Source organism: Porphyromonas sp. COT-290 OH3588 (assembly GCF_000769075.1).
In the GTDB taxonomy this organism is placed as follows: domain Bacteria; phylum Bacteroidota; class Bacteroidia; order Bacteroidales; family Porphyromonadaceae; genus Porphyromonas.
Map to the genome: position 1 here is coordinate 20,952 of NZ_JRFC01000021.1, position 24,245 is coordinate 45,196.

At 49.5% G+C, this 24,245-nt stretch carries 17 protein-coding genes; 3 read left to right on the forward strand and 14 right to left on the reverse strand.

What is annotated here, in order from left to right; all coding sequences use genetic code 11:
- Positions 1-32: 32 nt before the first annotated feature.
- From HQ48_RS05975 to HQ48_RS06010, 7 genes are all read right to left on the reverse strand, one after another.
- Complete coding sequence (locus tag HQ48_RS05975; RefSeq protein WP_044232361.1) at positions 33-956, reverse strand: NAD(P)-dependent oxidoreductase; 924 nt, start codon at positions 954-956, stop codon at positions 33-35.
- A 184-nt stretch (positions 957-1,140) separates the two neighbouring features.
- Positions 1,141-2,223, reverse strand: a complete 1,083-nt coding sequence (gene serC, locus HQ48_RS05980) for a 3-phosphoserine/phosphohydroxythreonine transaminase (RefSeq protein ID WP_044232363.1) — start codon at positions 2,221-2,223, stop codon at positions 1,141-1,143.
- A 192-nt stretch (positions 2,224-2,415) separates the two neighbouring features.
- Positions 2,416-2,976, reverse strand: coding sequence for a dTDP-4-dehydrorhamnose 3,5-epimerase (gene rfbC, locus HQ48_RS05985; protein ID WP_044190272.1), 561 nt, complete (start codon positions 2,974-2,976; stop codon positions 2,416-2,418).
- Between the two features lie 233 nt (positions 2,977-3,209).
- On the reverse strand, positions 3,210-5,267 hold the full coding sequence (locus tag HQ48_RS05990; RefSeq protein WP_044232365.1) for a M13 family metallopeptidase: 2,058 nt from the start codon (positions 5,265-5,267) through the stop codon (positions 3,210-3,212).
- A gap of 15 nt (positions 5,268-5,282) precedes the next feature.
- Entirely contained in the window at positions 5,283-6,191 is a 909-nt protein-coding gene (locus tag HQ48_RS05995) for a sugar phosphate nucleotidyltransferase (RefSeq protein ID WP_044232367.1), read from the reverse strand.
- Between the two features lie 48 nt (positions 6,192-6,239).
- Positions 6,240-8,123 (reverse strand): amidophosphoribosyltransferase, encoded by a 1,884-nt coding sequence (locus HQ48_RS06000; RefSeq protein ID WP_044232369.1) that lies wholly within the window; start codon positions 8,121-8,123, stop codon positions 6,240-6,242.
- 703 nt (positions 8,124-8,826) lie between these two features.
- Positions 8,827-10,062, reverse strand: coding sequence for a hypothetical protein (locus HQ48_RS06010; protein ID WP_152568333.1), 1,236 nt, complete (start codon positions 10,060-10,062; stop codon positions 8,827-8,829).
- 449 nt (positions 10,063-10,511) lie between these two features.
- Between HQ48_RS06010 and greA the strand changes: the two genes are divergently transcribed.
- Genes greA through HQ48_RS06025 form a run of 3 tightly spaced genes read left to right on the forward strand, consistent with a single transcriptional unit; the run spans position 10,512 to position 12,745 of the window.
- Positions 10,512-10,982 (forward strand): transcription elongation factor GreA, encoded by a 471-nt coding sequence (greA, locus tag HQ48_RS06015; RefSeq protein ID WP_044190284.1) that lies wholly within the window; start codon positions 10,512-10,514, stop codon positions 10,980-10,982.
- Between the two features lie 22 nt (positions 10,983-11,004).
- Positions 11,005-11,409: an HIT family protein gene (locus HQ48_RS06020; protein ID WP_044232374.1), complete on the forward strand. Its 405-nt coding sequence runs from the start codon at positions 11,005-11,007 to the stop codon at positions 11,407-11,409.
- A gap of 25 nt (positions 11,410-11,434) precedes the next feature.
- Entirely contained in the window at positions 11,435-12,745 is a 1,311-nt protein-coding gene (locus HQ48_RS06025; RefSeq protein WP_044232376.1) for a UDP-glucose/GDP-mannose dehydrogenase family protein, read from the forward strand.
- A 295-nt stretch (positions 12,746-13,040) separates the two neighbouring features.
- Here HQ48_RS06025 and rlmD read toward each other — a convergent pair whose 3' ends face one another.
- The 7 genes from rlmD to nrdG all read right to left on the reverse strand — a co-directional run bounded on the left by rlmD (position 13,041) and on the right by nrdG (position 24,229).
- Positions 13,041-14,498, reverse strand: a complete 1,458-nt coding sequence (gene rlmD, locus HQ48_RS06035) for a 23S rRNA (uracil(1939)-C(5))-methyltransferase RlmD (RefSeq protein WP_044232380.1) — start codon at positions 14,496-14,498, stop codon at positions 13,041-13,043.
- A 99-nt stretch (positions 14,499-14,597) separates the two neighbouring features.
- Positions 14,598-15,986: a phosphoglucosamine mutase gene (glmM, locus tag HQ48_RS06040; protein WP_044232382.1), complete on the reverse strand. Its 1,389-nt coding sequence runs from the start codon at positions 15,984-15,986 to the stop codon at positions 14,598-14,600.
- Between the two features lie 36 nt (positions 15,987-16,022).
- Positions 16,023-16,655, reverse strand: a complete 633-nt coding sequence (locus HQ48_RS06045) for a DUF4827 family protein (protein ID WP_044232384.1) — start codon at positions 16,653-16,655, stop codon at positions 16,023-16,025.
- Positions 16,656-16,681: 26 nt separating this feature from the next.
- Positions 16,682-17,743 carry a bifunctional oligoribonuclease/PAP phosphatase NrnA gene (locus tag HQ48_RS06050; RefSeq protein ID WP_044190301.1) on the reverse strand — a complete coding sequence of 354 codons (1,062 nt, stop codon included), beginning with the start codon at positions 17,741-17,743 and terminating at the stop codon, positions 16,682-16,684.
- 244 nt (positions 17,744-17,987) lie between these two features.
- The gene (locus tag HQ48_RS06055; RefSeq protein WP_044232386.1) at positions 17,988-20,345 is read right to left on the reverse strand and encodes a transglycosylase domain-containing protein; all 2,358 of its coding nucleotides are present in this window, start codon (positions 20,343-20,345) and stop codon (positions 17,988-17,990) included.
- 1,120 nt (positions 20,346-21,465) lie between these two features.
- Positions 21,466-23,682 (reverse strand): GH92 family glycosyl hydrolase, encoded by a 2,217-nt coding sequence (locus tag HQ48_RS06060; protein WP_044232388.1) that lies wholly within the window; start codon positions 23,680-23,682, stop codon positions 21,466-21,468.
- Positions 23,683-23,707: 25 nt separating this feature from the next.
- The gene (gene nrdG / locus HQ48_RS06065) at positions 23,708-24,229 is read right to left on the reverse strand and encodes an anaerobic ribonucleoside-triphosphate reductase activating protein (RefSeq protein WP_044232390.1); all 522 of its coding nucleotides are present in this window, start codon (positions 24,227-24,229) and stop codon (positions 23,708-23,710) included.
- Positions 24,230-24,245: the final 16 nt, after the last annotated feature.

Genomic DNA, 24,245 nt, shown 5'->3' on the forward strand with positions numbered 1-24,245 from the left:
AATCTATATCCTATGATTGAGAGTTAATGTAGTTACTTATTGAGGCGGAAGCGCTCATTGCCCTCCTTGATATAGCCAACAATCTGACGCGCTGCAGCAAGGCCAGCATTGATATTGGCCTCTGAGGTCTGGGCGCCCATCTTCTTTGGTGTAGAGAAGTAACGATCTCCCAGTGCCGCAACCATCTCCTCATGATTGGCTGGCATAATATCTGTGAAGTAACGCAGATCCTCACGCTCCTTGAGAATATCCAATAGCTCGGCCTCGTTAATAATTTCCTTACGAGCCGTATTAACTAAGATGGCCTTCTTGGGCATAGAGCCTACTAGGGCACGACCTATAGAGCCCTTTGTTTCTGGCGTAGCAGGAATATGCATTGAGACGATGTCGCAGCCAGCGAATAGTTCAGCCTGAGTAGCCACATGCTTAACGCCAGCCTGAGCCATAGCCTCTGCAGGAGTGAATGGGTCGAAAGCATAAACCTCCATGCCCAAGCCTTGAGCAATACGAGCCACATTGCGTCCCGTAGCACCAAAAGCAAGCAACCCTAGACGCTTGCCCATGAGTTCAGAGCCCGATGTGCCATTGAAGCGATTGCGCACGCCGAAAAGAAGCATGCCAATGACTAGCTCAGCCACGGCATTAGCATTCTGCCCGGGCGTGTTCATCACCACTACATTGTGAGCAGTGGCCGAGGTTAGATCCACGTTGTCGTAACCTGCACCTGCACGAACGACAATCTTGAGCTGCTTTGCAGCATCAAAGACCTCAGCATCTATAATGTCGCTACGAATGATGATCGCATGTACATCGGCTACCGCAGCCAATAGCTCGGCTTTGCTCGTGTATTTCTCCAGCAGCACGACCTCGAAGCCTGCTTCTTTACAAATATCGGTGATACCCTTGACGGCCACTGGAGCAAATGGCTTCTCTGTGGCAATAAGTACTTTAGTCATGACAATCCGAATAAGTATTGTATTACGATTTATGTATGCTCTTCTGGATCTGTATCAACAAGGTAGCAAACTACCAATACAATACTAGCCCAAAAGAAATGGAAGGCAGAAACCTACTAAGCCATCTCACAGCGATTACTTGGTATGCCTCTGCCTCTCATGTGTGGAATATTATTATCGTGGATTAAGCGTTTTGAGCTTCGAACTCCTGCATGCATTTAACGAGCGCCTCTACAGACTCACGTGGACAAGCATTGTAGATTGACGCACGGAAGCCACCTACAGAGCGGTGTCCCTTGATACCTACCATACCCGCAGCCTTAGCGAACTCCATAAATGCAGCTTCCTTGTCCTTATACTGCTCAGCCATTACAAAGCACACATTCATCAACGAGCGGTCTTCCTTGGCGGCTGTACCGACGAACATCTTATTACGATCGATTTCGTTGTAGAGGAGCTCTGCCTTCTCCTTGTTGATCTTGTACATAGCTTCTACACCACCGAGTTTCTTTACCCACTTGAGCGTTTCGTGCATCACGAAGATGGGGAATACGGGAGGGGTATTAAACATAGAGCGGTTTCTCTCCTCATCACCAATATGTGTGCGATAGTCTACCATAGTCTGTAGCTTACGATCCACCTTACCTAGCAGATCCTCACGTACGATGACGAATGTAACCCCAGCAGGGCCGACATTCTTCTGAGCTCCACCATAGATCATACCATATTTAGACACATCTACTGGACGGCTAAGGATATCCGAAGACATATCAGCGATCAACGTCACAGGGCAGTCCATATCCTCGTGGATCTCGGTACCATAGATAGTATTGTTCGTCGTGATATGGAAGTAGTCTACATCCGTTGGGATCGTGTAGCCCTTGGGGATATAGGAGTAAGTCTTATCCTCTGAAGAAGCGACAATCTCTACATCACCATAATACTTAGCCTCCTTGGCTGCCTTCTTGGCCCATACACCCGTCTGTAGATAGGCAGCCTTTTTGCTCAATAGGTTAGCGGGCACAGTGAAGAACTGGGTACTAGCACCACCACCAAGGAAAAGCACCTTATAGTTATCAGGAATGTTGAGCAGCTCACGCCATAGATCGGCTGTTTCCTTCATGATACGCTCCCACCCCGGAGTACGATGAGAGATCTCAAGAATACCTATACCAGTACCGTCAAAATCACGAATTGCTTCAATGGCAGACTCGACTGCTTCGCGAGGGAGGACGCAAGGTCCAGCATTAAAATTGTGCTTCTTCATAACAAATGAATTTGTAACTATGTTGATGTTTCTGATCTACTTATATAGTTTAATTATCTACTTACAAAAGCATCAAAGATTGATAAAAACCTCGGTGCACAACAAAGGTATTAAATAAAACTACACAAGCAAAGCAATTCTGCACTTTAATTACAGGACTACTTTGCTTGATATATCCTATACCCTACTACCCTAAATACTACGATGCTGATAGTCACAGAAGCTGATTCCATCTAGGTCCTTGGCAGAGAGGACAAACGCCTCTCGGGGGATACCAGTAGAGGCCCAATCTATGCCAAGATCTGGGTCATCGAACTTAATGCTGCACTCGCTCTCAGGGTGATAGGCATTGTCTACTTTGTACTGTAGCGTAGCGTGCTCGGTAATGGTCAGGAAGCCATGTGCGAAACCACGAGGAATGTAGAGCTGACGATGATTGGTGCTAGAGAGCTCGAAGCAGAGGTGCTGGCCATAAGTGGGCGAGCCTTTGCGTAGATCCACTGCCACATCGAATATAGCCCCCTCCACGCAGCGCACGAGCTTGGCTTGTGCATGAGCACCCTGCTGCAGATGTAGTCCACGCAATACACCATAGCGAGAGCGTGACTCATTCTCTTGCACGACATTAAATTCCTCAATATGGCGAGCAAAGTCTGCTATACGAAAGGTTTCCATAAAGTAGCCCCTTTCGTCGCCGAATACGACAGGTTCAATAAGCCAAAGACCCGCAATAGATGTTTGAGTGTAACGCATAATGCTTAATCCTAATAGTGATTAGTAATACTCGGGTAAAGGTAAAGAAAAAAGGTTAATATCCAGATGCCTATCTAAACTCAACAGCCAAATTTATTAAGTACACCAGCCCTCTTCTAGAGAGCAGCCCTTTACAGATGCTCAACCCTATATATACCATATTATATATAGAGGCTCCCCCTAGCCAATGTCTATGCATCGACTAGGGGGAGCTATCCAAAGGCACAAGCCTATTACCAAACGACAATGCGCTCCTCGGGGGCTAGATACATAGCATCGCCCGGCTTGATGTCGAAGGCCTTGAAGAAAGCATCGATATTCTTGAGAGCTTGATTGACGCGCAAGATACCCAAGCTATGAGGGTCAATCTTGGTCAGTCGGAGGATCTCTTCGTGACTAATGTTCTGTCCCCACAGACGAGCATAAGCGATGAAGAAGCGCTGCTCAGGAGTCAATCCATCGGTTTTCTCTGGTTGCGGTGTAGACTCAGCGGCAAGTTGCATAGCGAGGAAAGCCACCGTGAGGCCACCTTGGTCAGCGATATTCTCGCCAAGGGTTAGTTGGCCATCGGCCATGACACCAGAGGCAACCTCATTCTTGGCAAACTGAGCGGCTAGACGCTGCGTAGACTCGGCGAATTTCTGCTTATCCTCGGCAGTCCACCAGTTGATCATGTTGCCATCTTTGTCGAAGTTAGAACCCTGATCATCGAAACCGTGAATCATCTCATGACCAATCACGACGCCGATAGCGCCATAATTAACGGGGTCGTCTGCATCTACATTGAAGAATGGAGGCTGGAGAATACCCGCTGGGAAGCAAATCTCGTTGGTCGTAGGCATATAGTAAGCGTTCACATCCTGTGGATTCATGAGCCACTTCGTCTTGTCTACAGGCTTGCCTAGATCCTTGAGGTTGTCGGCTTGAGCAAACTTAGCGGCATTGACCAAGTTCTGATAGTAGGTATTGCTCTCGCTGATCTCAAGATCGCTATAGTCCTTCCACTTGTCTGGGTAACCAATCTTGACCGTGAAGTTATTGAGCTTCTCTAGGGCCTTAGCTTTGGTATCCTCGCTCATCCACTCGAGTGCCTGCACACGCTGTCCAAGAGCCTTCTGCAGATTACTCACAAGTGTGAGCATACGCTCCTTGGCCTTTGGGCTAAAGTGACGCTTCACATAGACCTCACCGAGAGCCTCGCCGAGCATAGACTCTACGACAGCTACGCTACGCTTCCAGCGTGGGTGCATCTCCTTGCGTCCGCTAAGCTGCTTGCCGAAGAAGTCGAAGCTAGCCTGTGCAAACTCATCGCTCAGAGCCGATGCGCTACTACTGATCTGAGCACAGAGCATATAGTCCTTGAAGGTAGCCAAATCCATAGAGGCAAACCACTTGTCGAACTTCTTGAAGAAGTCTAGCTGACCGAAGTTTGCAGTCTTCACATCTAGACCACGCTGATCGAAGTATGCCTGCCAGTCAAAGCCCTTATTGGCTGCTGCAAACTCGGCGATATTCGTCATATTGTAGTTACGCTCCGTATCACGTAGCTCGACGTTTGAGTAGCACATCTGGGCTAGATCCGTCTCGACCTTGAGCGTATTGGCTGCCATACGCTTGGCATCATCTGCCGAGTAGCCAGCAAGTGTAGCCACACGCTCTAGATAGGTTAGATAGCCTTCGCGGATCTTTTTCATCGCCTCACTCTCCTCTAGGTAGTAATCTCTAGTACCTATCCCTAGACGAGCCTGAGTAAGGTGCAGGATATTCATCGAGCTATTCTTGTCGTCGGCTGCCACATAGCTACCGAATAGCACACCCGCCCCATAGGTTTGGTCCTGCTTGGCTGCGTAGGTAAGCAGAGCTCCCTTATCGGCAATAGCCTCAATCTCACGCAAGTCCTCTAGCATAGGCATAGCTCCTAGCTCATTGCGCACTAGGCTATCCATCGCTTGGCGGTAGATTGTAGCGATGCGGTACTCATTGCTACCAGCTTTGGGCTGGGCAGCAGCAAGCTCCTCTACAATACGGTGCACGTAGGTCGTAGAGCTATCACGCAGAATGTCGAATGTACCATAACGACTGTAGGCAGGCTTGAGTGGATTGTTTTTAATCCAGCTACCATTGACGTGGTGGTAGAAGTCATCTTGGGCACGAATTGTCGTGTCCATGGCCGAGAAGTCTATGGCGGGCACTACGGCTGCCTCTTCTTGGCCTGCTTGCTTGGTTGATGTGCACGAGCCAAGGCCTACGGCCACGGCACACAGCACGGGGATTAATTTTTTTGTGATCATAATATGTGTATTGGATTAGAAGAGCTTCTCTGGATACTCCCCTGCTGCCACTAGCGCCTTGATCTTGGCTACTACACCATCACGATCGGCTGCATAGGTCACACCAAACCACTGATCTGGCGTGTCTAGCACTTCGCAGGTAGAGGTACCGTCCTTGACAAGCTGGTTCACAACTAGGGGAATATAAAACTCTGCCTTGAGGTTGCCCTCATTGGCACGTAGGAAGTCGCCAAACATAGCATCTGAGTGAGCGAAGTAGTCGGGAGTGAAGCCCCACATATTCATAGATACTGGCGTATGCTCGTCTAGGATCTGCTCCTGCCCATGCTCATCGGTAAAAGCAATCTTACCAGAGGCGTTGCGCTCGATAGCCGTACGCTCTACCACGCCAGTAAGTAGCTTACGATCATCTACCTCACACACGCCACGTGCTACACTACCACTCTCGCTAAGCGTATTACCCACACGATAGCCTACCATGCAGTACTGGTTGGTTGTATCGCTTAGGCTACGCAGCTTCTCTGCCAGTACGGCGAAGCCATTGCGACCATAGAAGTCGTCGGCATTGATCACTGCAAAAGGCTCGTGGATCACGTCTTTGGCCATCATCACTGCATGGTTCGTGCCCCATGGCTTCTCACGCCCCTCGGGTACGGAGAAACCCTCTGGTAGGTTATCCATATCTTGGAAAACAACCTCTAGAGCGATCTTTCCCTCGTACTTGGATAGGATCTTCTCTCTGAAATCCTGCTCAAAAGAGCGGCGAATGATGAACACGACCTTACCAAATCCTGCACGAATGGCATCATAGATTGAGTAGTCCATAATCGTTTCGCCCGATGGACCTAGACCATCAAGCTGCTTCAAACTTCCGTAACGGCTACCCATGCCAGCGGCTAGCACTAGTAATGTTGGCTTTTTCATTATTTCTTCTCGTATTTTGATGTTTATAATGTTTGATGTACTCAAGGACTACTTCTTGTAGTCCTGCTCCATATAGTCAATGAAGGCTTTGTTCACAAGATGACTCCCCCCGGGCGTAGGATAGTCGCCACTGAAGTACCAGTCACCTAGATGATTGGGGATAGACTTGTGTAGCTCCTCAATACTCGGATAGACTAGCTCTACCTCTGCTCCTAAATCCTCTGGGCGTAGCAGATCTACAATTTTGGCCGAGATCTCCTCAATAGTAAAGGGGGCATAGATGGCCTTGACCACATTCTCCACCTCTACACTCCAGCCCTCGCTGCTAAGCTCCAACGCCCTCTGGTACTGTTGCTCTAGCAGAGCCTGCATACCTCTCTCCTTGATCAACGCAATGGCTGCACGGAAGGCGATGAACTCACGCATCTTGCTCATATCGATCCCATAATAGTCGGGATAACGTACCTGCGGACAGCTAGACACGACGACGATTTTCTTGGGAGTGAGTCGATCTAGAATGCTGAGGATACTCTGCCTAAGCGTTGTCCCACGCACTATACTATCATCAATGACTACCAGATTATCTACACCACGCTCGACTGTACCGTAAGTGATATCGTACACGTGCGTGGCCAAATCATTGCGGCTCTTGGCCTCGGAGATGAAGGTACGCAGCTTGATGTCCTTGATCGCAACCTTCTCACTACGCACCTTGCGAGCAAGAATGCACTTGAGCTCCTCATCACTCATTGAGGGGTTGGCCTTAATGGCGTCGAACTTCTCCTCGTTGAGGTGAGCATTTAGCCCCTCCAGCATACCATAATAGGCGACCTCGGCGGTATTGGGGATGAAAGAGAATACGGTATGATCCATATCATAGCCCACTGCCTTGAGGATTGGCTCGGTAAGGTTGAAGCCTAGAGCCTTGCGCTCCTTATAGATATCTCGATCGCTACCTCTAGAGAAATAGATACGCTCAAAGGAACAAGGCTTAAATTGCTTGGGGTCGGCGATCTGCTTGAGGCGTGGCTCGCCATCTTTGTTGATGAATAGCGCCTCACCCGGCTTGAGCTCTGTTACCTTGTCGTAGGTAACGTTCATCACAGTCTGGATCACTGGCCGCTCCGAGGCTACCACGATGATCTCATCGTCTATGTAGTAGAAAGCGGGCCTGATGCCCCATGGGTCGCGCATCGTATAGCTCTCGCCACTTCCCGTGAGGCCACACATCACATAGCCACCGTCCCACAGAGGCGAACATTCCTTGAGGATATTGGAGAGGTCTATACGTTCCTCGATATAGTGCGTGATGTCCATGCCTCTTAGGCCGTGCTGATAGCCAGCCTTATACAGACGCTCCACCTCTCGGTCTAGGCGATGCCCCAGCTGCTCGAGTAGGATATGCATATCCGACACATGGCGAGGGTGCTGCCCTACGGCCGTAATGTTGTCAAATACGCCGTCTACATTGGTTAGGTTAAAGTTGCCGCAAATAGAGAGGCATTTGGCTCTCCAGTTGCTGCGTCTAGTCATTGGGTGTACGAAGGTTATCCCACTCTTACCTGTGGTACTATAGCGCAGATGCCCCATATAGCACTCGCCTGCGAAAGGTAGCTCACCCTCTACAAGGTCTAGATCCTCCAGTTGCTCGGAGGTTAGGCTATTGAACTGATGGTATACAGCGTCAAAAATCTCCTTAATCGCTGATGCGCCAAGAGCACGCTCACGGAATAGGTATTCGTCACCAGGTTTACTATTGAGTTTAACCACTGCCAGACCAGCTCCGTCTTGTCCTCGGTTGTGCTGCTTCTCCATAAGCAGGTATAGCTTATTAAGACCATACATCCATGTACCATACTTCTGCTGATAGTAACTCAGTGGCTTACGCAGGCGAATCTGGGCAATCCCACATTCATGCTTGAGAGGTTCCATTTATCCGTTTTCTTTTGACCTGTATTCTAATGATGAACTGTCATCTTGATTGTGCGAAGACTACCCCACCCAATCAAGCGACAAATTTAGTGATTATGCTGGATAATACTCTACTAAAAAGGGTAAAACTTAACAGCCTTTCTGCATCCTAGAGAAACGCTTGTCAAGGAAGCCGAAATTTATATTTTAGCTCAGTTCTCGCAATGTTGGTGGGACAATTTTTGTCCATGAGCACAAAAACAGCCAACAGCGTATTTGCCCCCTAGGAGGCTCCAGAGCGAACGCAGCCTCATTGGGGCACTCTACCCCCAGCCACACGAAAATAGCCTCCCCAAACAAGGAAAACATAAACACCTAATAAACAAATACATTAAAAGGAATTTCAAAGATCTTTACCCGACCGAAGCTCAATGTCGGGAGTTTCTCTCCATCAATCTTTTTCAATTGGTGGATACATCGCAACGGATTAGCCCACCGATCCTCCAAAATCTTCCCATCAATTTCTCTGAGATGTCACAGCAGCGAACTAGAATCGAAAAGTATTTCGTCCCAATTCGGGTCCAATCCATTTACACACTTTAACTAAAAACGAGAAAAGTGCCTTTCATGGTTTGTTGCACACACTAACACATCTAAAAGGGGGCTGTGGTAAAACTCAAATTTCCCCACAGCCCCTTACATTGAAGTTACTTAGAATCTATACCTAACGATAATCTACATAAAAAGGATTCCCCAACGAATAGTAGTGGTATGGCCCATATTTACCAGCTCCGGGCAACCACTTCCCCGCCATAGAGCAAGGGATCGCTTTATAGCGCCCATCGGGCTTCTTCACGATAACATAGCCAAAGACGATTCTATACCTACCCGTACTGGTATCTTCGATTTTCCACTCATCACTCTTGATCAGTGTCTTGACGATTTTGTCTTTGGGCCACTGCTTGCGCATAATTTGCTCAAAGGTCGCAATCATCTGGGGCGTGTTCATACGCCCAGACTTGGGCATATCGTAGACTCGTTCTTGTCGCTCACGATACTCCTGCTGCACACTCTTGACCTGCTCATCGGCTTTTCGCTCTTGCTCGGCTTTCATCTCTGCCAGTGTCCTTGGCTTAGGGTATATGGCTTGATACTCGCGATCCATAGAGGCATACATCTGCTTGAGTGAGGCCACCATAGTCTGCACCTCGGGATCCGAATCCCTTAGATTGCCATCAACAAGCTCTCCAGAGAGCTTATTCACAGCTTGGAAGAGGTAATACTTCTTTAGGTTTGGGCTCAGGTCCGCCGTCTGCATATAGTTATAGATCCTCCTGAGTTGCTCTGCCTCTCCGAAACGAGAGCGAGTAGCAGAGCCATTGAAGGGCGACAACAGTATCTTTTGAGCTGCCGCTGCTACTCGCTGGTATTCCATACCCCAATCATTCCACCGAAAGCCCTGTACCTGCTCACGCTTAGGGTTATTCAGCAACGTAAGGTAGTACAGCATGGCTTTGTTGTCATCGGGCCAAGCTATGAACTCTATATCACGCTGCTCTACGGCTTTCTTTAGCCTTAGGAGGTAATAGGCTAGACACTCAAACTGTGCACGAGTGTCTAGCGTCTGATCAAATGCCCCTGCATGATCGCTCTGCTTGGCTAGGGCATAGAAACTGTCTGAGGTTTGCTCTGAGATTTGCACTTGTTTCATGATCGCCAGAGGATCGACTTCGTCCGTCTTAGGGAGATTGCTCTGTATCTGGCGCTGAGTCGATCCTTGAGCCTGCGCAGGCTCCAAGTCCAATTGCTGCTTAACCTCATTGGTCACTTCCTTGGCGACCTGCTCGGTCTTGGACTTCAACTTCTTGACAAATGTCCCCAACTGTGCATGAGCAGGGACTAGACCGAGGAGCACAAATAGGCTAAGCGCTCCTAACTTGCTAAAGCATTTCATTTTCATAGCAAAAAGAATTATCTAAATAATATGAGTTCATCTACCTATCCTCGGGCATAAGCCCCAGCAAATCACACGGCACCTCTGAGCCTATTGGCCAACGCAAAGGTCGTAATGTGACGACACTGCAATAGTTCTCTTCTTGATGATACAACTAGGTGCATCACGGAACAAAGATAAAACTTTGTGGAAGATATTCCCCGTGCTTGACACTGGAGCAGTACGACAAGGGACATCGAGCCGGATAGATTGGGGGGCTTTTGGGCGGGGCTCTTTGCTTTAATTGCAAAAAAGGGTTACCTTTGCCGAAGAAATCAGGGGATGATTTCTGACGATAGATGTAAGATGTTCCGAAGTGCCTAACTCTGTGAGGCTTTGGGACTCTTTTATTTTTCTATCTAAGCATAAAATAAACGGTACTAATAGATAACAGCAATTAATCTATAAAACGAACTATGGCATATAACTATATGACCCAAGCAGGCTACGACAAGCTTGTAGCCGAAATCAATGAACTGGAGTCGGTACAGCGCCCAGAGATCTCTCGACAAATCGCCGAGGCACGTGACAAGGGCGACCTATCGGAGAACGCCGAGTACGATGCGGCCAAGGAGGCTCAAGGGCTGCTTGAGAGCAAGATCGCTCAGCTCAAAGCTACGCTCAGCAATGCTCGTATCATAGACGAGTCCCGCCTGAGCACAGACTCTGTGCAGATCCTCAACAAGGTAACTATCCGCAACACCAAGAATGGTGCACAGGTATCATATACGTTGGTATCGGACTCAGAGGCCAACCTCAAACAAAATAAGATCTCTGTCAACACGCCTATCGCCAAGGGACTCATGGGCAAGAAAGTCGGAGATGTCGTAGAGGTTCAGACTCCCGGAGGGCTAATGAGCTTCGAGATTATGGAGATTTCATTCTAGAGAGATTAGGAGGGCTGCCGGTATGTCTACAATTTTTAGCCGCATTATCCGAGGCGAGATCCCCTCGCACCGCATTGCCGAGAGTGAAGAGTTCTATGCATTCCTCGACATCAACCCCATACAAATGGGGCATACACTGATTGTCCCCAAGAGAGAAGAAGATTACTTCTTCGATCTAAGCGACGAGGAGCTGGGGGCAATGATGCGCTTCTCCAAGGTAGTTGCATCAGCGATCAAGGCCGCCACCCAGTGTGAGAAGGTTGGTCTAGCAGTAATGGGGCTAGAAGTCAATCATGCACACCTACACCTCGTCCCCATCAGCGGTCTTGGCGATATGGACTTCAAGCAAAAGATTGAGCCCAAGGCAGGCGAATTGGCTTCGTGGGCAGAACGCATCAGAGAGCATCTACCCAAGCACTATCTCTAATCAACAACCAATACATTAGGATAAGATGAGAATAGCTGTCGTCGGTATCGGTTACGTTGGTCTGGTGAGTGCCGCCTGCTTCGCAGACTTGGGCGCAGAAGTCTACTGCATTGATGTAGATCAGACCAAGATCGAGAGACTCAAACAGGGCATTATCCCAATCTACGAGCCGGGATTAGACGAACTGGTTAAGCGAGGCTTCGAGGGCGGACGATTGCACTTCGGGACATCTCTAGCAGAAGTGCTAGATAAGGTGGAGATTGTCTTCAGCGCTGTGGGTACACCAGCCGACGAAGACGGCTCGGCCGATCTACGATATGTCCTAGAGGTTGCCAAGACCATTGGCCAATCAATCAACAACTATTGCCTAATCGTCACCAAGAGTACCGTACCCGTAGGTACAGCTAGCCTAGTAAGAGAGGCAATCCAGCGAGAGCTAGACAAGCGGGGGGTGCAGATAGAGTTCGACGTAGCCTCCAACCCAGAGTTCCTCAAAGAGGGCAATGCGATCGACGACTTCATGAAGCCAGATCGTGTGGTCGTAGGCACCGATAGCCCAAGAGCATACGACTTGATGACCAAGCTCTATAAGCCCATTCTGCTCAACAACTTCCGAGTACTATTCATGGATATTCGCTCGGCAGAGATGACGAAGTATGCCGCCAATGCTATGCTAGCTACACGTATCAGCTTTATGAATGAGATAGCCAATCTCTGCAAGCGTGTGGGGGCGAACGTCAATATGGTGCGTCGTGGTATCGGGAGCGACAGCCGCATCGGGAGCAAATTTCTCTATCCCGGCTGTGGTTACGGAGGCTCATGCTTTCCCAAAGATGTCAAGGCTCTTATCCATACAGCCAAAGAGTACGGCTGTCAGATGCAAATTCTAGACTCGGTCGAGGCCGTCAATCATACACAGAAGCGGGTCCTCTTCGATATGTTTGCCGAGCATTACTCAGGCGAGATAGCTGGTCGCCGTGTGGCCGTATGGGGTTTGGCCTTCAAACCCGGTACAGATGATATGCGAGAGGCTCCCTCTCTCGTGCTGATAGATGCCCTCGTACAGGCAGGTTGCTCCGTACGTGTCTACGACCCAGTAGCGATGAAGGAAGCTAAACGTCGACTAGGCAACCGAGTAGAGTATGCACGAGATATCTACGACTGCGTGCTAGATGCCGATGCTATCTTCCATGTAACCGAATGGAAGGAATTCAGAATGCCCAACTGGGAGATTATCCGACGTACGATGCACACTCCGCTACTTATCGACGGGCGTAATGTATTCGACTCAACAGTAGATGAACACGGCTTCACACGCCTCTCAATAGGCTCGTAGCAGGAGTTAGTCTTGACGGGGTATTTAACAAGAACGCAGTATCAAGTCCGATACCTTTTACAACTCAAAGGCGGTGTTTCATAATACGCAAACTGCTATGTTACTTGCGACATTTGCTCCGCACGGACTTCTTCGTCAACCTCAGTCTTAGCACCTTGCATTTTGCGCATTCTAAAATACCCAAAAGGGGCTGTGGCGAAAATGAATTTCGCCACAGCCCCTTTTCTTTGTCCTATATGTTTAGCGACTATATGTTTAGCGACACAAAAGCAGGGAATCTCCCTCGGGGATCTTATCAAAGACTGCTCTGCTGGAGCCTCTCGAGCAAGACTACATTCTCAATATGGTGCGTATGGGGAAACATATCCACAGCACGGCTCTTGCGCACTGCATAGTCCCCGTCCTCAACTAGCATCGCCAAATCTCTAGCCTGCGTGGCTGGGTTGCAGCTCACATAGACAATGCGCTCCGGAGCTGCACGTAGAATGGTGCGTACCACGTCCTCGTGCATACCAGCTCGTGGTGGATCGGTAATAATCACATCGGGCCGACCATGCTGCAAGATGAAGTCGTCTGTAAGAATATCCTTCATATCCCCTGCGTAGAAGAGAGTATTATCAATACCATTGAGCTGACTATTGAGCTTGGCATCCTCTATCGCCTCAGGAACATACTCGATGCCAACGACAGATTTGGCCGATCTGGCCACAAAATTGGCTATCGTACCCGTACCCGTGTAGAGGTCGTAAACCGCCTCATGACCCGTCAAGGCAGCGAACTCACGAGCCACTTTGTAGAGTTCGTAAGCCTGCAGGCTATTGGTCTGATAAAACGATTTGGGACTAATACGGAAGTGCAAGCCCTCCATCTCCTCCTCAATATACTGCTCACCACGGAAGCAGTGAATGATCTGATCGGATATGGTATCGTTGCACTTGGTGTTGATGACGTAGAGCAGTGATGTAATCTCAGGAAATGCCTCGGCAATAGCCGTCATGAGAGCCTCAATCTCGCGGGTATCATCTCGGAAAAATACCACCACTACCATCGTTTGCCCCGTCAAGGTCGTGCGGATCATCAACGTGCGCATCAGCCCTTCTTGAGCCCTCAAGTCAAAGAAAGGATATTGCTCTGGTCGCTCTAGGCAATAGGCTCGGATAAAAAGACGAATACAGTCGGCCAATTCACTACCCAGATGACACTGATCAATATCCAGTACCTTATCAAACATGCCCGGTATGTGGAATCCAACCCCCGGCTCTGATACGGGTATAGGCTTACCATCGGCATCGAGTTTCGTCTGTGTCATCTCTCCGGGGAGCAACCAACGCTTGTGACTAAAGGTAAACTCCAGCTTATTGCGATAACGGGAGGTAGACGCCGAGCCAAGTATAGGTAGATACTCATCTATATGCACCTTACCGAGTCGCTCCATTGCATCAACCACGACCTGATGCTTGGCCTCTAGCTGCACCTCGTATGGCAAATGCTGCCACTTGCAGCCACCACAGACAGTAAAGTGCGAGCAGATAGGCATCTGCCTCATAGGCGAAGGGGTAACTAGACGCAGGATCTTACCCTCCATAAAGCTACGCTTCTTCTTGACGACTTGGATGTCGCAAATATCCCCCGGGGCAGCATAGGGCACGAATAGTACTACCCCATCTACATGAGCCAGAGCCTTGCCCTCAGCGGCCAATCCTTCTATGCGAATGCCTTCCAAGATGGGAAGGTCTTTTTTCTTTCTTGCCAATGCAAATATCCGTTTAAGTGATTGGGTGCAGACCTAAAAAGGGGTGCGCCAAAACATTCGCTTCGACGCACGCCCTTCTTTGATGTATCTCACCGTATATTAAATGTACGAAGTCAGGATCTGCTTGAAGCGATCCGCCAGCTCCGTAGCCTCCGTCTGTGTAGGCGCCTCTGTGTAGATGCGGATAATCGGCTCGGTATTGCTTCGGCGCACGTGTACCCACATCGTTTCGAAGTCAATCTTAACACCATCGATGAGATTCATCTCACCAGAAGTAGCCTGCTCTCGGGCTAGACGCTCGAGCAGAGCTGCCGAGTCGATATGAGCAGGTAGATCTACACGTTGTTTGCTCATAAAGTATGCAGGGTAGCTCTTGCGTAGCTCACTCACGGTCTTACCACTCTTGGCTAGTAGGCTCAAGAATAGAGCGATACCCACTAGGGCATCACGACCATAGTGTAGCTCTGGGTAGATGACACCGCCATTGCCCTCACCACCGATGAGCGCCTTAGTTTCCTTCATCTTCGTCACCACATTGACCTCACCTACCGCTGCAGCTGTGTACTGCCCGCCACGCTTTTGAGTCACATCACGCAGGGCTCGCGTAGAGCTTAGGTTAGAAACCGTATTGCCTCCGCCAGACAAGCCTAGCAGATAGTCGGCGATAGCTACTAGAGTGTATTCCTCTCCGAAGCACTCGCCTCTCTCATCGATGATCGCCAAGCGGTCTACATCAGGGTCTACTACGAAGCCCACATGGGCACCCTGCTCACGTGTAGCAACAGAGATGGCTGTTAGGTGCTCGGGGAGAGGCTCGGGATTGTGGGCAAAGTCGCCCGTAGGGTCGTCGTAAAGGGGGTATATCTTAGCTACACCTAATGCCTCAAGTAGAGCAGGAAGGGCAATGCCCCCGACCGAATTGACACTATCGAAGGTGACAGTGAAACGTGCCCTACGAATAGCCTCTACATCAACACCCGTAGCCTTGAGTACGGCATCTATATGCTCCTTGAGATAGCTAGACTGCTCCACACTACCAAGCTCATCGACTTCGGCAAAGGTGAGCTCATCGCTCTCCGCCAGACGTAAAATCTCCTTCCCCTCACTATCGCTGATAAATTCGCCTCGGTCGTTGAGGAGTTTGAGCGCATTCCACTGCTTAGGATTATGGCTAGCCGTGAGGATAATGCCACCGTCGGCTTGCTTGCCTACGACAGCCATCTCGGTCGTTGGGGTGGTAGCCAGATCAATATCTACTACATCGCACCCCATACCCATAAGTGTACCTATAACGATTTGCTTGACCATAGGGCCAGACATACGGGCATCACGCCCCACAACTATGCGAGGACGATCCTTGCCCGAGTACTTACGAATGAACTGTGCGTATGCAGCGGTAAACTGTGCCGTACTAATCGGGTTGAGCCCCTCACGTACGCCGGCTCCGATGGTGCCACGAATACCAGATATTGACTTGATGAGTGTCATATTAAGTCTATGAAATTGGGTATTTAATCTTGATTGTTAGCGAAATCTATATTGAGCCTCCTCCACGAATGTAGAGATCCCTGAGGCATAGAAAGTCGATGGCCCTAACTCAAAAGGGATAATCAGCGACACACGAGCCCCATTGCCCAAGAGTGACATCGGGTAAGCCAGCCCCTGACACATAAAGTGATCTAAGTTGGCCACTGGTGAAGTTTGTGGCAGAGGCGTGTAGTGCGTTTCGCCATACTGATAGGCGTATGTGTACAGAAACTCCACGGGTGGATAGGACGGATCACCGAGAATATCAAATTGGCTAATCTCACTTTTGGCTTGAGTGAAGGTATATCCCTTAAACTCGACAAAGACCTTGGTTTCATTGACTACAGCCTTGTAGCCTTCCTTACCGACTAACCCACGATCCAGCACACACATATACAAACCATTGGAGAACTTGTAGTAGACATTGGGGTCTATAGGGTCTGGTAGGACGTTGTCCTGTGCCTCCACCACCCGGATAGACTTGCGGTTAATAAGGGTCTTGATAGCCGTAGCCTGCTCCTTCTTGAGCTCGGTGAGCGACTTGATCTTATCTTCCTTACAGCTAGTGAAAAGGACTGCAGAGCTAGCGAGTAGCAGCAGACAGTATTGCTTGATCTTACTGAAAGTCATATCCTGATGTATCGTTAATTACTTGCTTATGATTTCTTTCTCTCCTCGATGAGGCATTTGAGCTGGTAAAGATAGATATTTTTTGCCTCCTCTATGCTACCATAGTGTTCGGCGCCAGAGGCATTGAGGTGTCCGCCACCAGAGAATCCTCTCGAGGCAATCTCATTGACAGGGAAGTCGCCCGTGGAGCGAAACGAGAGCTTAATCTGCCCCCTATCCTCTCGTATGAAACAAGAGCAATCGATGCCCTCCACCGATAGAGGCAAATTGACGAGCCCCTCGGTGTCGCCCTTAGACACGCCTAGTCGTTGCATCTCCTCTTGGGTGAGGACGAAACAAGCAGCCCGTAGCTCGGGGTACACCTCTAGTTTCTCGTGTAGCACGTAACCTTGGGCACGCAACTGCTCAATACGCCCATGGTAAGAGAGGCGATCGATGATGTAGCCGTAGTCAGCCCCCAAACTCAGCAGATCTGACACTCGGTGGTACAGGTCTGGAGCAAAGCAACCATACATAAAGCGTCCCGTGTCGGTCACAATGCCCGTAAGTAAGAGTGTAGCAGACGCAGGACTAATATACTCCTGCCAGCCCAACGCTTGGACGAGCCTAAGCACCAGCTCACAAGTAGAAGAAATACCCGGGTAACTGAAGCAAACCGCAAAACCTGCCTCTGGATAAAGATGGTGATCTATCAGAATACTCTGGGCACTGCTCTTGGTTACAGCCTCAACGAGTGGCTGATACCTTAGACGTGACCTCTGGTTGTGATCCATATGAATGAGCAAATCCGCCTCGGCAATGGCTGCTATGGCCTCATCGCTCGAGGTGGTATAGTGTAGCAACTTGTCTACCTCTGGCATCCAGCCGAGATATTGCTCCACGAGGTCGGGACTAATGACACAGATGTTTTTGTCGGGGTGTAGGCTTTGCAGCACACTCCTCAAGGCGAGGGTCGAGCCAAGAGCATCGCCATCTGGGGCTGTATGGGGCAAGATAACGATCCTACTACTGGTCACGACTAAATCTCGTAGACGCTCCAAGGACTGCTTGGGTAGGTTGATTTCTGTAACTGAGTTTATTTCGTTCATATTATAAAGGTCGCACATAGTCGAGCCATCTACAGACAGCTCTCTCGCCTAGTTGCTAAACGCCACAAAGATACTCAATATTGTAACGTATATTCGGCCTAGTGATACGCCTAGAGATGTACATGCCTGCCATGATTCCATCTTAGCACTTCGTATTTTATGCATTCTGATACAACTAAAAGGGGCTATGTCAAACCAAGTTTGGACACAGCCCCCTTATTATTATGGTATAAGTAACCCCGAACTACTGGGTACCGCCAAGGTCCGAGATAATTTCGTCCTCTGCTACAGACTCGAAGATCTCTACCGAGCCATCGGTCGTGTAGCTAGCATCCGAACAGGGTGCGAAGTTGTTGGGTAGATTGAACGTAGCATCGGTACGATAACCCAGCTTCTTATCGGCATACACCTTCTTGATGAAGAGTGCAAAGATGGGCATCGCAGCTCTAGCACCCTGACCGAAAGCCATCGAGCTGAAGCGTACTGACGGATCTTCTCCGCCTACCCAGCAGCCCGCTACGATGTCTGGGGTAAAGCCCATGAACCAAGCATCACTATTCTTATTGGTCGTCCCCGTCTTACCTCCTAGAGGCATAGTTAGGCCGAAACGGCTACGCAGCCCAGAGCCAGTACCTCCTCGCACCACATTCTGGAGCATGTAGAGCATCTTGTCGGCAGCAGCCTGCGGCAGCACCTCACTCATCTCGGGGCTAAAGGTAGCTACGATATTACCAGACTGATCTTCGATATGCGTTACCAAGCGAGGCGCTACTCGTATCCCTCTGTTGATAAAAGTCGTGTAGCCCGACACCATCTCACCCACGGTAGCCTCGGGAGTGCCGAGCGACATGGCGGGCGTAGCCTCAATTGGCCCCGCCAGACCATAACTCTTGAGTAGATTACGGAAGGCAAGAGGGGTTGTACGGCTCATCAGCTCTGCCGTCACCCAGTTGTCGGAGTACTGCAACCCCCACTGGATTGATACCATCTCGCCGATGCGTCGGTTGTTGGCATTGCGAGGGCGCCAGATCTGCCCACTCTCTAGTCGGATGTGAGGCTGTACATGTAGCACTTCGTCGCAGGGAGAGTAGCCGTCCACCATAGAGAGCGAGTAGAGGTAGGGTTTGATCGTAGAGCCTACCTGACGGCGCCCATTGGCAACCATATCGTACTGGAAGTGGCTGAAGTCGATGCCACCTACATAGGCGAGTACATCACCCGTATGTGGATTCATGGCCATAAAGCCCGTACGTAGTAGGCTCTTGACGTGCAGTATAGAGTCCATAGGAGTGAGGAGCGTATCCCTAACCCCCTGCCAAGACCACAGCTGCATCTTGGTCTTCTCCCTAAAGCTCTTCTTGATCTCGGTATCGCTCATTCCCTCTTCTTTGGAGGCTCGCCAACGCTCGCTCTGACGCATGGCCCTATTGAGAATCTCTTGCTTCTGCTCGGCCGTGATGTTGGAGGCGAAAGGTGCAGTCTTGCTGTTGCGCTTCTCTCTGTCGAAGGCTGGCTGTAGCGTCCCCGCCATGTGCTCTCGCACAGCGGCTTCTGCATACTCCTGCATCTGAGCATTGACCGTAGTGTGAATCTTGAGCCCATCGGTATATATATTGTAGTAGGAGCCATCGCTCTTCTTGTTCTTGTAGCACCAGCCGTAGAGCGGATTAGTCTCCCATGCAAGGCTATCGGCTGAGTATTGTGCCATCTGCCATGACGCATAGTCGCTACGACTAGGTTCCTTGGCCATCATGATGCGCCTTAGGTGCTCTCGCATATAGGGAGCCACCCCCTCCTTGTGGGTCATACGGCGGAACTTGGTAACTACGGGCAGTCCCGAGAGCGAGTCTGCCTCTACCTGTGTGAGCATACCTGCCTTGGCCATCTGCTCAAAAACTACGTTGCGCCGTAGCAGAGGTCTATCCGAATCCTTGTGTAGAATGGGGTTATAGAGCGATGGGTTCTTACACATACCCACCAGCATAGCAGCCTCCTCTAGGTTAAGCTCCGAGGGCTTCTTGGAGAAATAAGTCTGGGCAGCCGACCGTATCCCTACGGCATTGTACAGAAAGTCAAATTGATTGAGGTACATCGTCAGGATCTCTTCCTTGGTATAGAAGCGCTCTAGCTGTACGGCGATGACCCACTCAATAGGCTTCTGCAAGACACGTCCCATACGGCTCTTGGCTTGTTTGGTGTAGAGGAGCTTAGCCAGCTGCTGAGTAATGGTACTCCCCCCTCCTGCTCCTTTCTGGCGCAGAATCCCCGTCTTGACTATCGCACGCCCTAGACCTCTGAAGTCTATCCCAGCATGCTCATGGTAGCGCACATCTTCTGTGGCAATAAGGGCATTGATGAGGTTTGGCGAAATTTCCTCATAAGGGACGAAAATACGGTTATCACCGCTGTGGGCATACGAACCGATCACCTTGTCGTCGGACGAAATGACCTGCGAGGCATACTTGTCAATAGGGTTCTGTAGCTGCTCAATCGGTGGGAGGTAACCAATCCACCCCTTGGAGATTGCGTAGAAAGCCATGGCAACTCCTAGCCAACCTAAGACAAACACTGCCCATAGGACTATGATAATTTTACGTTTCATACATCTAATTTCTTCTTTCAATCAAGTTGTAATCAATCAACTCTTCTTGGCTACCAGCCATACACTTCAAAAAACAAAGTGTATTATTTGGTAGAATTTTCGCCACAAAGTTAAAATCATTCCTTTAATATTCTAGGATTGTGGCACATTCTACCACACCAATAGCCATGCAAACACCTCACCCCTCCCAGCCATAATCCAAGCAATAGCCTACCTGCTCGCACCCAAACTAGGGTATGCCTCCATAACACCATACAGACGGCTATTAGACCTATCAAATCGAAAGGACTATTACCAGCATTAACAACTACTTAACCTCGTTGATTTATCCACTCTCAGAAGCAACATGATATGCTCATTCTTCACTCTTTTTAGTTAAAAAGCGTAAACAAACCTAGCCAAAATTGAGGCATATCAGGACTATATAGCTGATAGATCATAGAGCACTGCAAAAAATTGAAGGATCAATCTGCTCCGATTGTAGGATTAATCGTTCGGAGTATGCCCAACAATCAGCCCAAATTGATGGGAAGAAATCTGCCAAACAGAGGCTCAGCCATGTAGCAAGGCTCCAAAAACAAATGTATTTACCTAGATAACAAACGGTTAAAAACAAGCCCTACAAGCACGTTTTTCTTGCTCGCCTAGGGCTAGTGCCCCAATGACCTCGGACGCCGTGTAGAGCCCCCTAGAGGCCAAATACGAGGTTTGTGTGTTTTGAACCGAAACATCTGAAATTTCCCCACCAACTTTCTGAAATATAAACGAAAATATAAATCTTGCCCCCTTATGAAACCATTGCACGGCATTTAGCCGAAAAGAGGCAAAATGCCGTGCAATGGTCTCAGAATATCCTTGAAGCTATGGCGTACAATCTCAAGCGTATGCCAGGGCTGCTTGTGCTTGAAGGTATCAAATAACCGTACAATCCCCATCCCTGAGGGAAGTATCCCTCAGGGATGGGGATAGGGGGATAGTATTCAAGGCTACCAAAGCCGCTCAAACACGCAAAAAACACCGAGAAAGATACAAGAAACTTTGAACGGTGCATTGCGCAATAGTCTCATGTTGCTTACGCACTACGACACACCGCTTTGGTCCGATTTGCTGTGAGCTAGCCCTAATCGTACCAGCAGATGCCTCGCTCCTCGGTCATCTCTAGATTGATAGACGCCCCAGACATAATCTGCTTGTAAGTGATGTAGCTCTTCTTATGAGGCTGACCGTTGATGCTTACAGATTTGATGTATCGCTTCTGCTCCGACAGCCCCTTAGCTGTGATCGTAAAGACCTTACCATTGGGGAGCTTGATACGGCTCTCTGACCACAGAGGTGCAGTCAGCTCGTACTGACCTTGTACTGGATCTATGGGGTAGAAGCCCATAGAGGCGAAGACGTACCAAGCAGACATCTGCCCACAGTCTTCATTGCCACATAGACCATTCGGTTTGTCTGTGTAGAGGTTTTGGCAAACCTGACGGGTTAGCTCGGCGGTTCTCCATGGCTGCTTAACCTTGTTGTATAGGAAGATCACATGGTGCCCGGGCTCATTGCCGTGAGCATACTGACCAATCATACCGGTAGAGAAGATAGGCAGCTCGATATGCTTGGGAGTATCGGAGCCGAAAAACTCGTCTAGTCGTTTGGCTAGACCTTCTGCTCCACCTATTCTCTCAATCAAACCATCTACATCGTGCTGCACACTCATCAGATATTGGTAGGCGTTGCTCTCGGTAACATCTTTGCTGTATTCAAAAGGATCGAAGCCCTCTTTGAAGGTCCCATCGCTCAGCCTTGGTCGGAAGAACCCCGTCCGTTGATCCCACAAGTTGGCATAGTAGCCTGCTCTTCGCTTGTAATCGTTGTAGAGTGTGCTATCGCCAATGTGCTTACCCCAAGCGGCGATTGCAGCATCGTCATAGATATATTCCAGAGTTTTGCTTAGGCTCTCCTCATGCTTGTCGGCTGGCACATAGCCCAGAGCCTGATAGTCGCCTAGACCTCGGTAGTCCCAGCGCTCGGCTGTGGAACGTAATAGGCTGGTAAGTAGTTTGGCATCGGTGGGCGTGTAGACACCTTTCAAGATAGCCTCCACGATTACTGGTACGGAGTGGTAGCCGATCATCATATCTGTTTCGCTAGCGAACATATTCCATACCGGCAGGTGTCCTTGGTTTTGACGTCCGAAGTCAATCATTGATTGTACCATATCTCTATTGTCCTCGGGAGCAATGATGTTGTACAGAGGGTGAGCCGCTCTGTATGTATCCCAAAGGGAGAACGTGCTGTAGTGTCTATGCCCCTCGGGGAGCTCGTGGATTTGTCTATCTGCTCCCAGATATCTACCATCTACATCGCTGTATAGCGTAGGGCATAGATGGGCATGATAGATAGAGGTGTAGAGCGTGCGCCTCTGCTGAGGTGTGGCGCCGGAGATTGTGATGCGACCTAGTCGAGTATTCCATGCCGAGCGAGCCTCCCGATGATAGCGATCGAAGTCAAAGTCCTTGGCCTCTGAGTAGTGATTACGCTTAGCACCCTCGCCATCTACCCCAGAGAGGGCGGTGGTGATGACAATCTTCTCGCCAGCCCGAACCCGATAGTGGAGCTTAGCAATGTAACCATACTTCTCCTTCGCTTCGTCCTTTATGCGGATTTGCTCTAGACTAATGCTATCGGCAGGGCGTGAGAGTTTGGTATAGAAGAAGAGCCTCTGATCTTTAGCCCAGCCATCGGAGTACCTATATCCTTGTAGTTTGTCCAAGGCGAGGACATCTATTCGGCTGTCGGTGCACCTATCCCAGTTCATCGCCTTGTGCAGGTCTAGTGTGATGCATGCCGAGTCGGAGGCTTGGTTGAAGGTATATCTCTGTACACCTACACGAGGTGTGCTGGTGAGCTCTACACGTATGTTGTATGGCTCCAAGAGTACGGAGTAGTACCCCGCATGAGCCTCCTCATGGTCATGGCTAAACTTAGCATGCACTCCTAGCGGTGGCTCTGCCGTGAGCACTGGTGCTATGGTTGGCATAAACGAGATGTCGTACATGTCCCCAGCTCCCGTGCCACTCAGGTGGGTGTGGCTAAAGCCTGCGATCGTGCTATCTGGATAGTAATAGCCTGAGATCCTATCCCACCCGGGCAAGCCATTGTCTGGGCTTAGCTGTATCATCCCGAAAGGCACTGCCGCTCCCGGGTAGGTATTGCCCACCCAATCTGTCCCGATCATAGGGTCTACTTCGTAGGCAAGCTCGAGGCTTGTGCTTGCTTTCTCTGTACAAGACGTCGCTACCAGAGCGAGGCTGATGAGGCCTGCGAGGAGGTGTCTTTTTTGCATATATTCTTTTGTCAAACAGTTTGTTTCAATCTATTGAGGTACTCTGCGAAGGTTTGAGTGACTGATCGACCCTTGTGTCTAGGTCAATGTCCTTCATCTGTATGATGCGCTGATTGCTACTACCTCTGAAGCTCAAGGTGGGGTCAAAGAGGCTCTGTACAAATGGCCCATCGACGAGTACATCAATATATCTGAGTGGAGCTCTGTACCGATCGTGGGAGAGTAGATACTCGAGTGTGTAGCCGGTATAGCACCAGATATTCATACCAGTTTCTTCTTTGAGCCTTTTGAGTAGTATGGTTAATTCGTCGGGGTTGTAGAATGGATCACCTCCCGATATCGTGATGCCGTCGAGTAGTGGATTGCTACGAATCTCCCGAATAATCTCCCCAAGCATCTCATCTGATAGGGGAATGCCAGCCTCTGGGTCCCAGCTCTTGGGGTTATGACAGCCCGGGCAGGCATGCGTACAGCCCGATAGATATATCGAGTAGCGCAAGCCTGCCCCATCACTAATTGTTTCCTTATAGATATTCAGCAGGTTCATACAGATGAACGAGAGG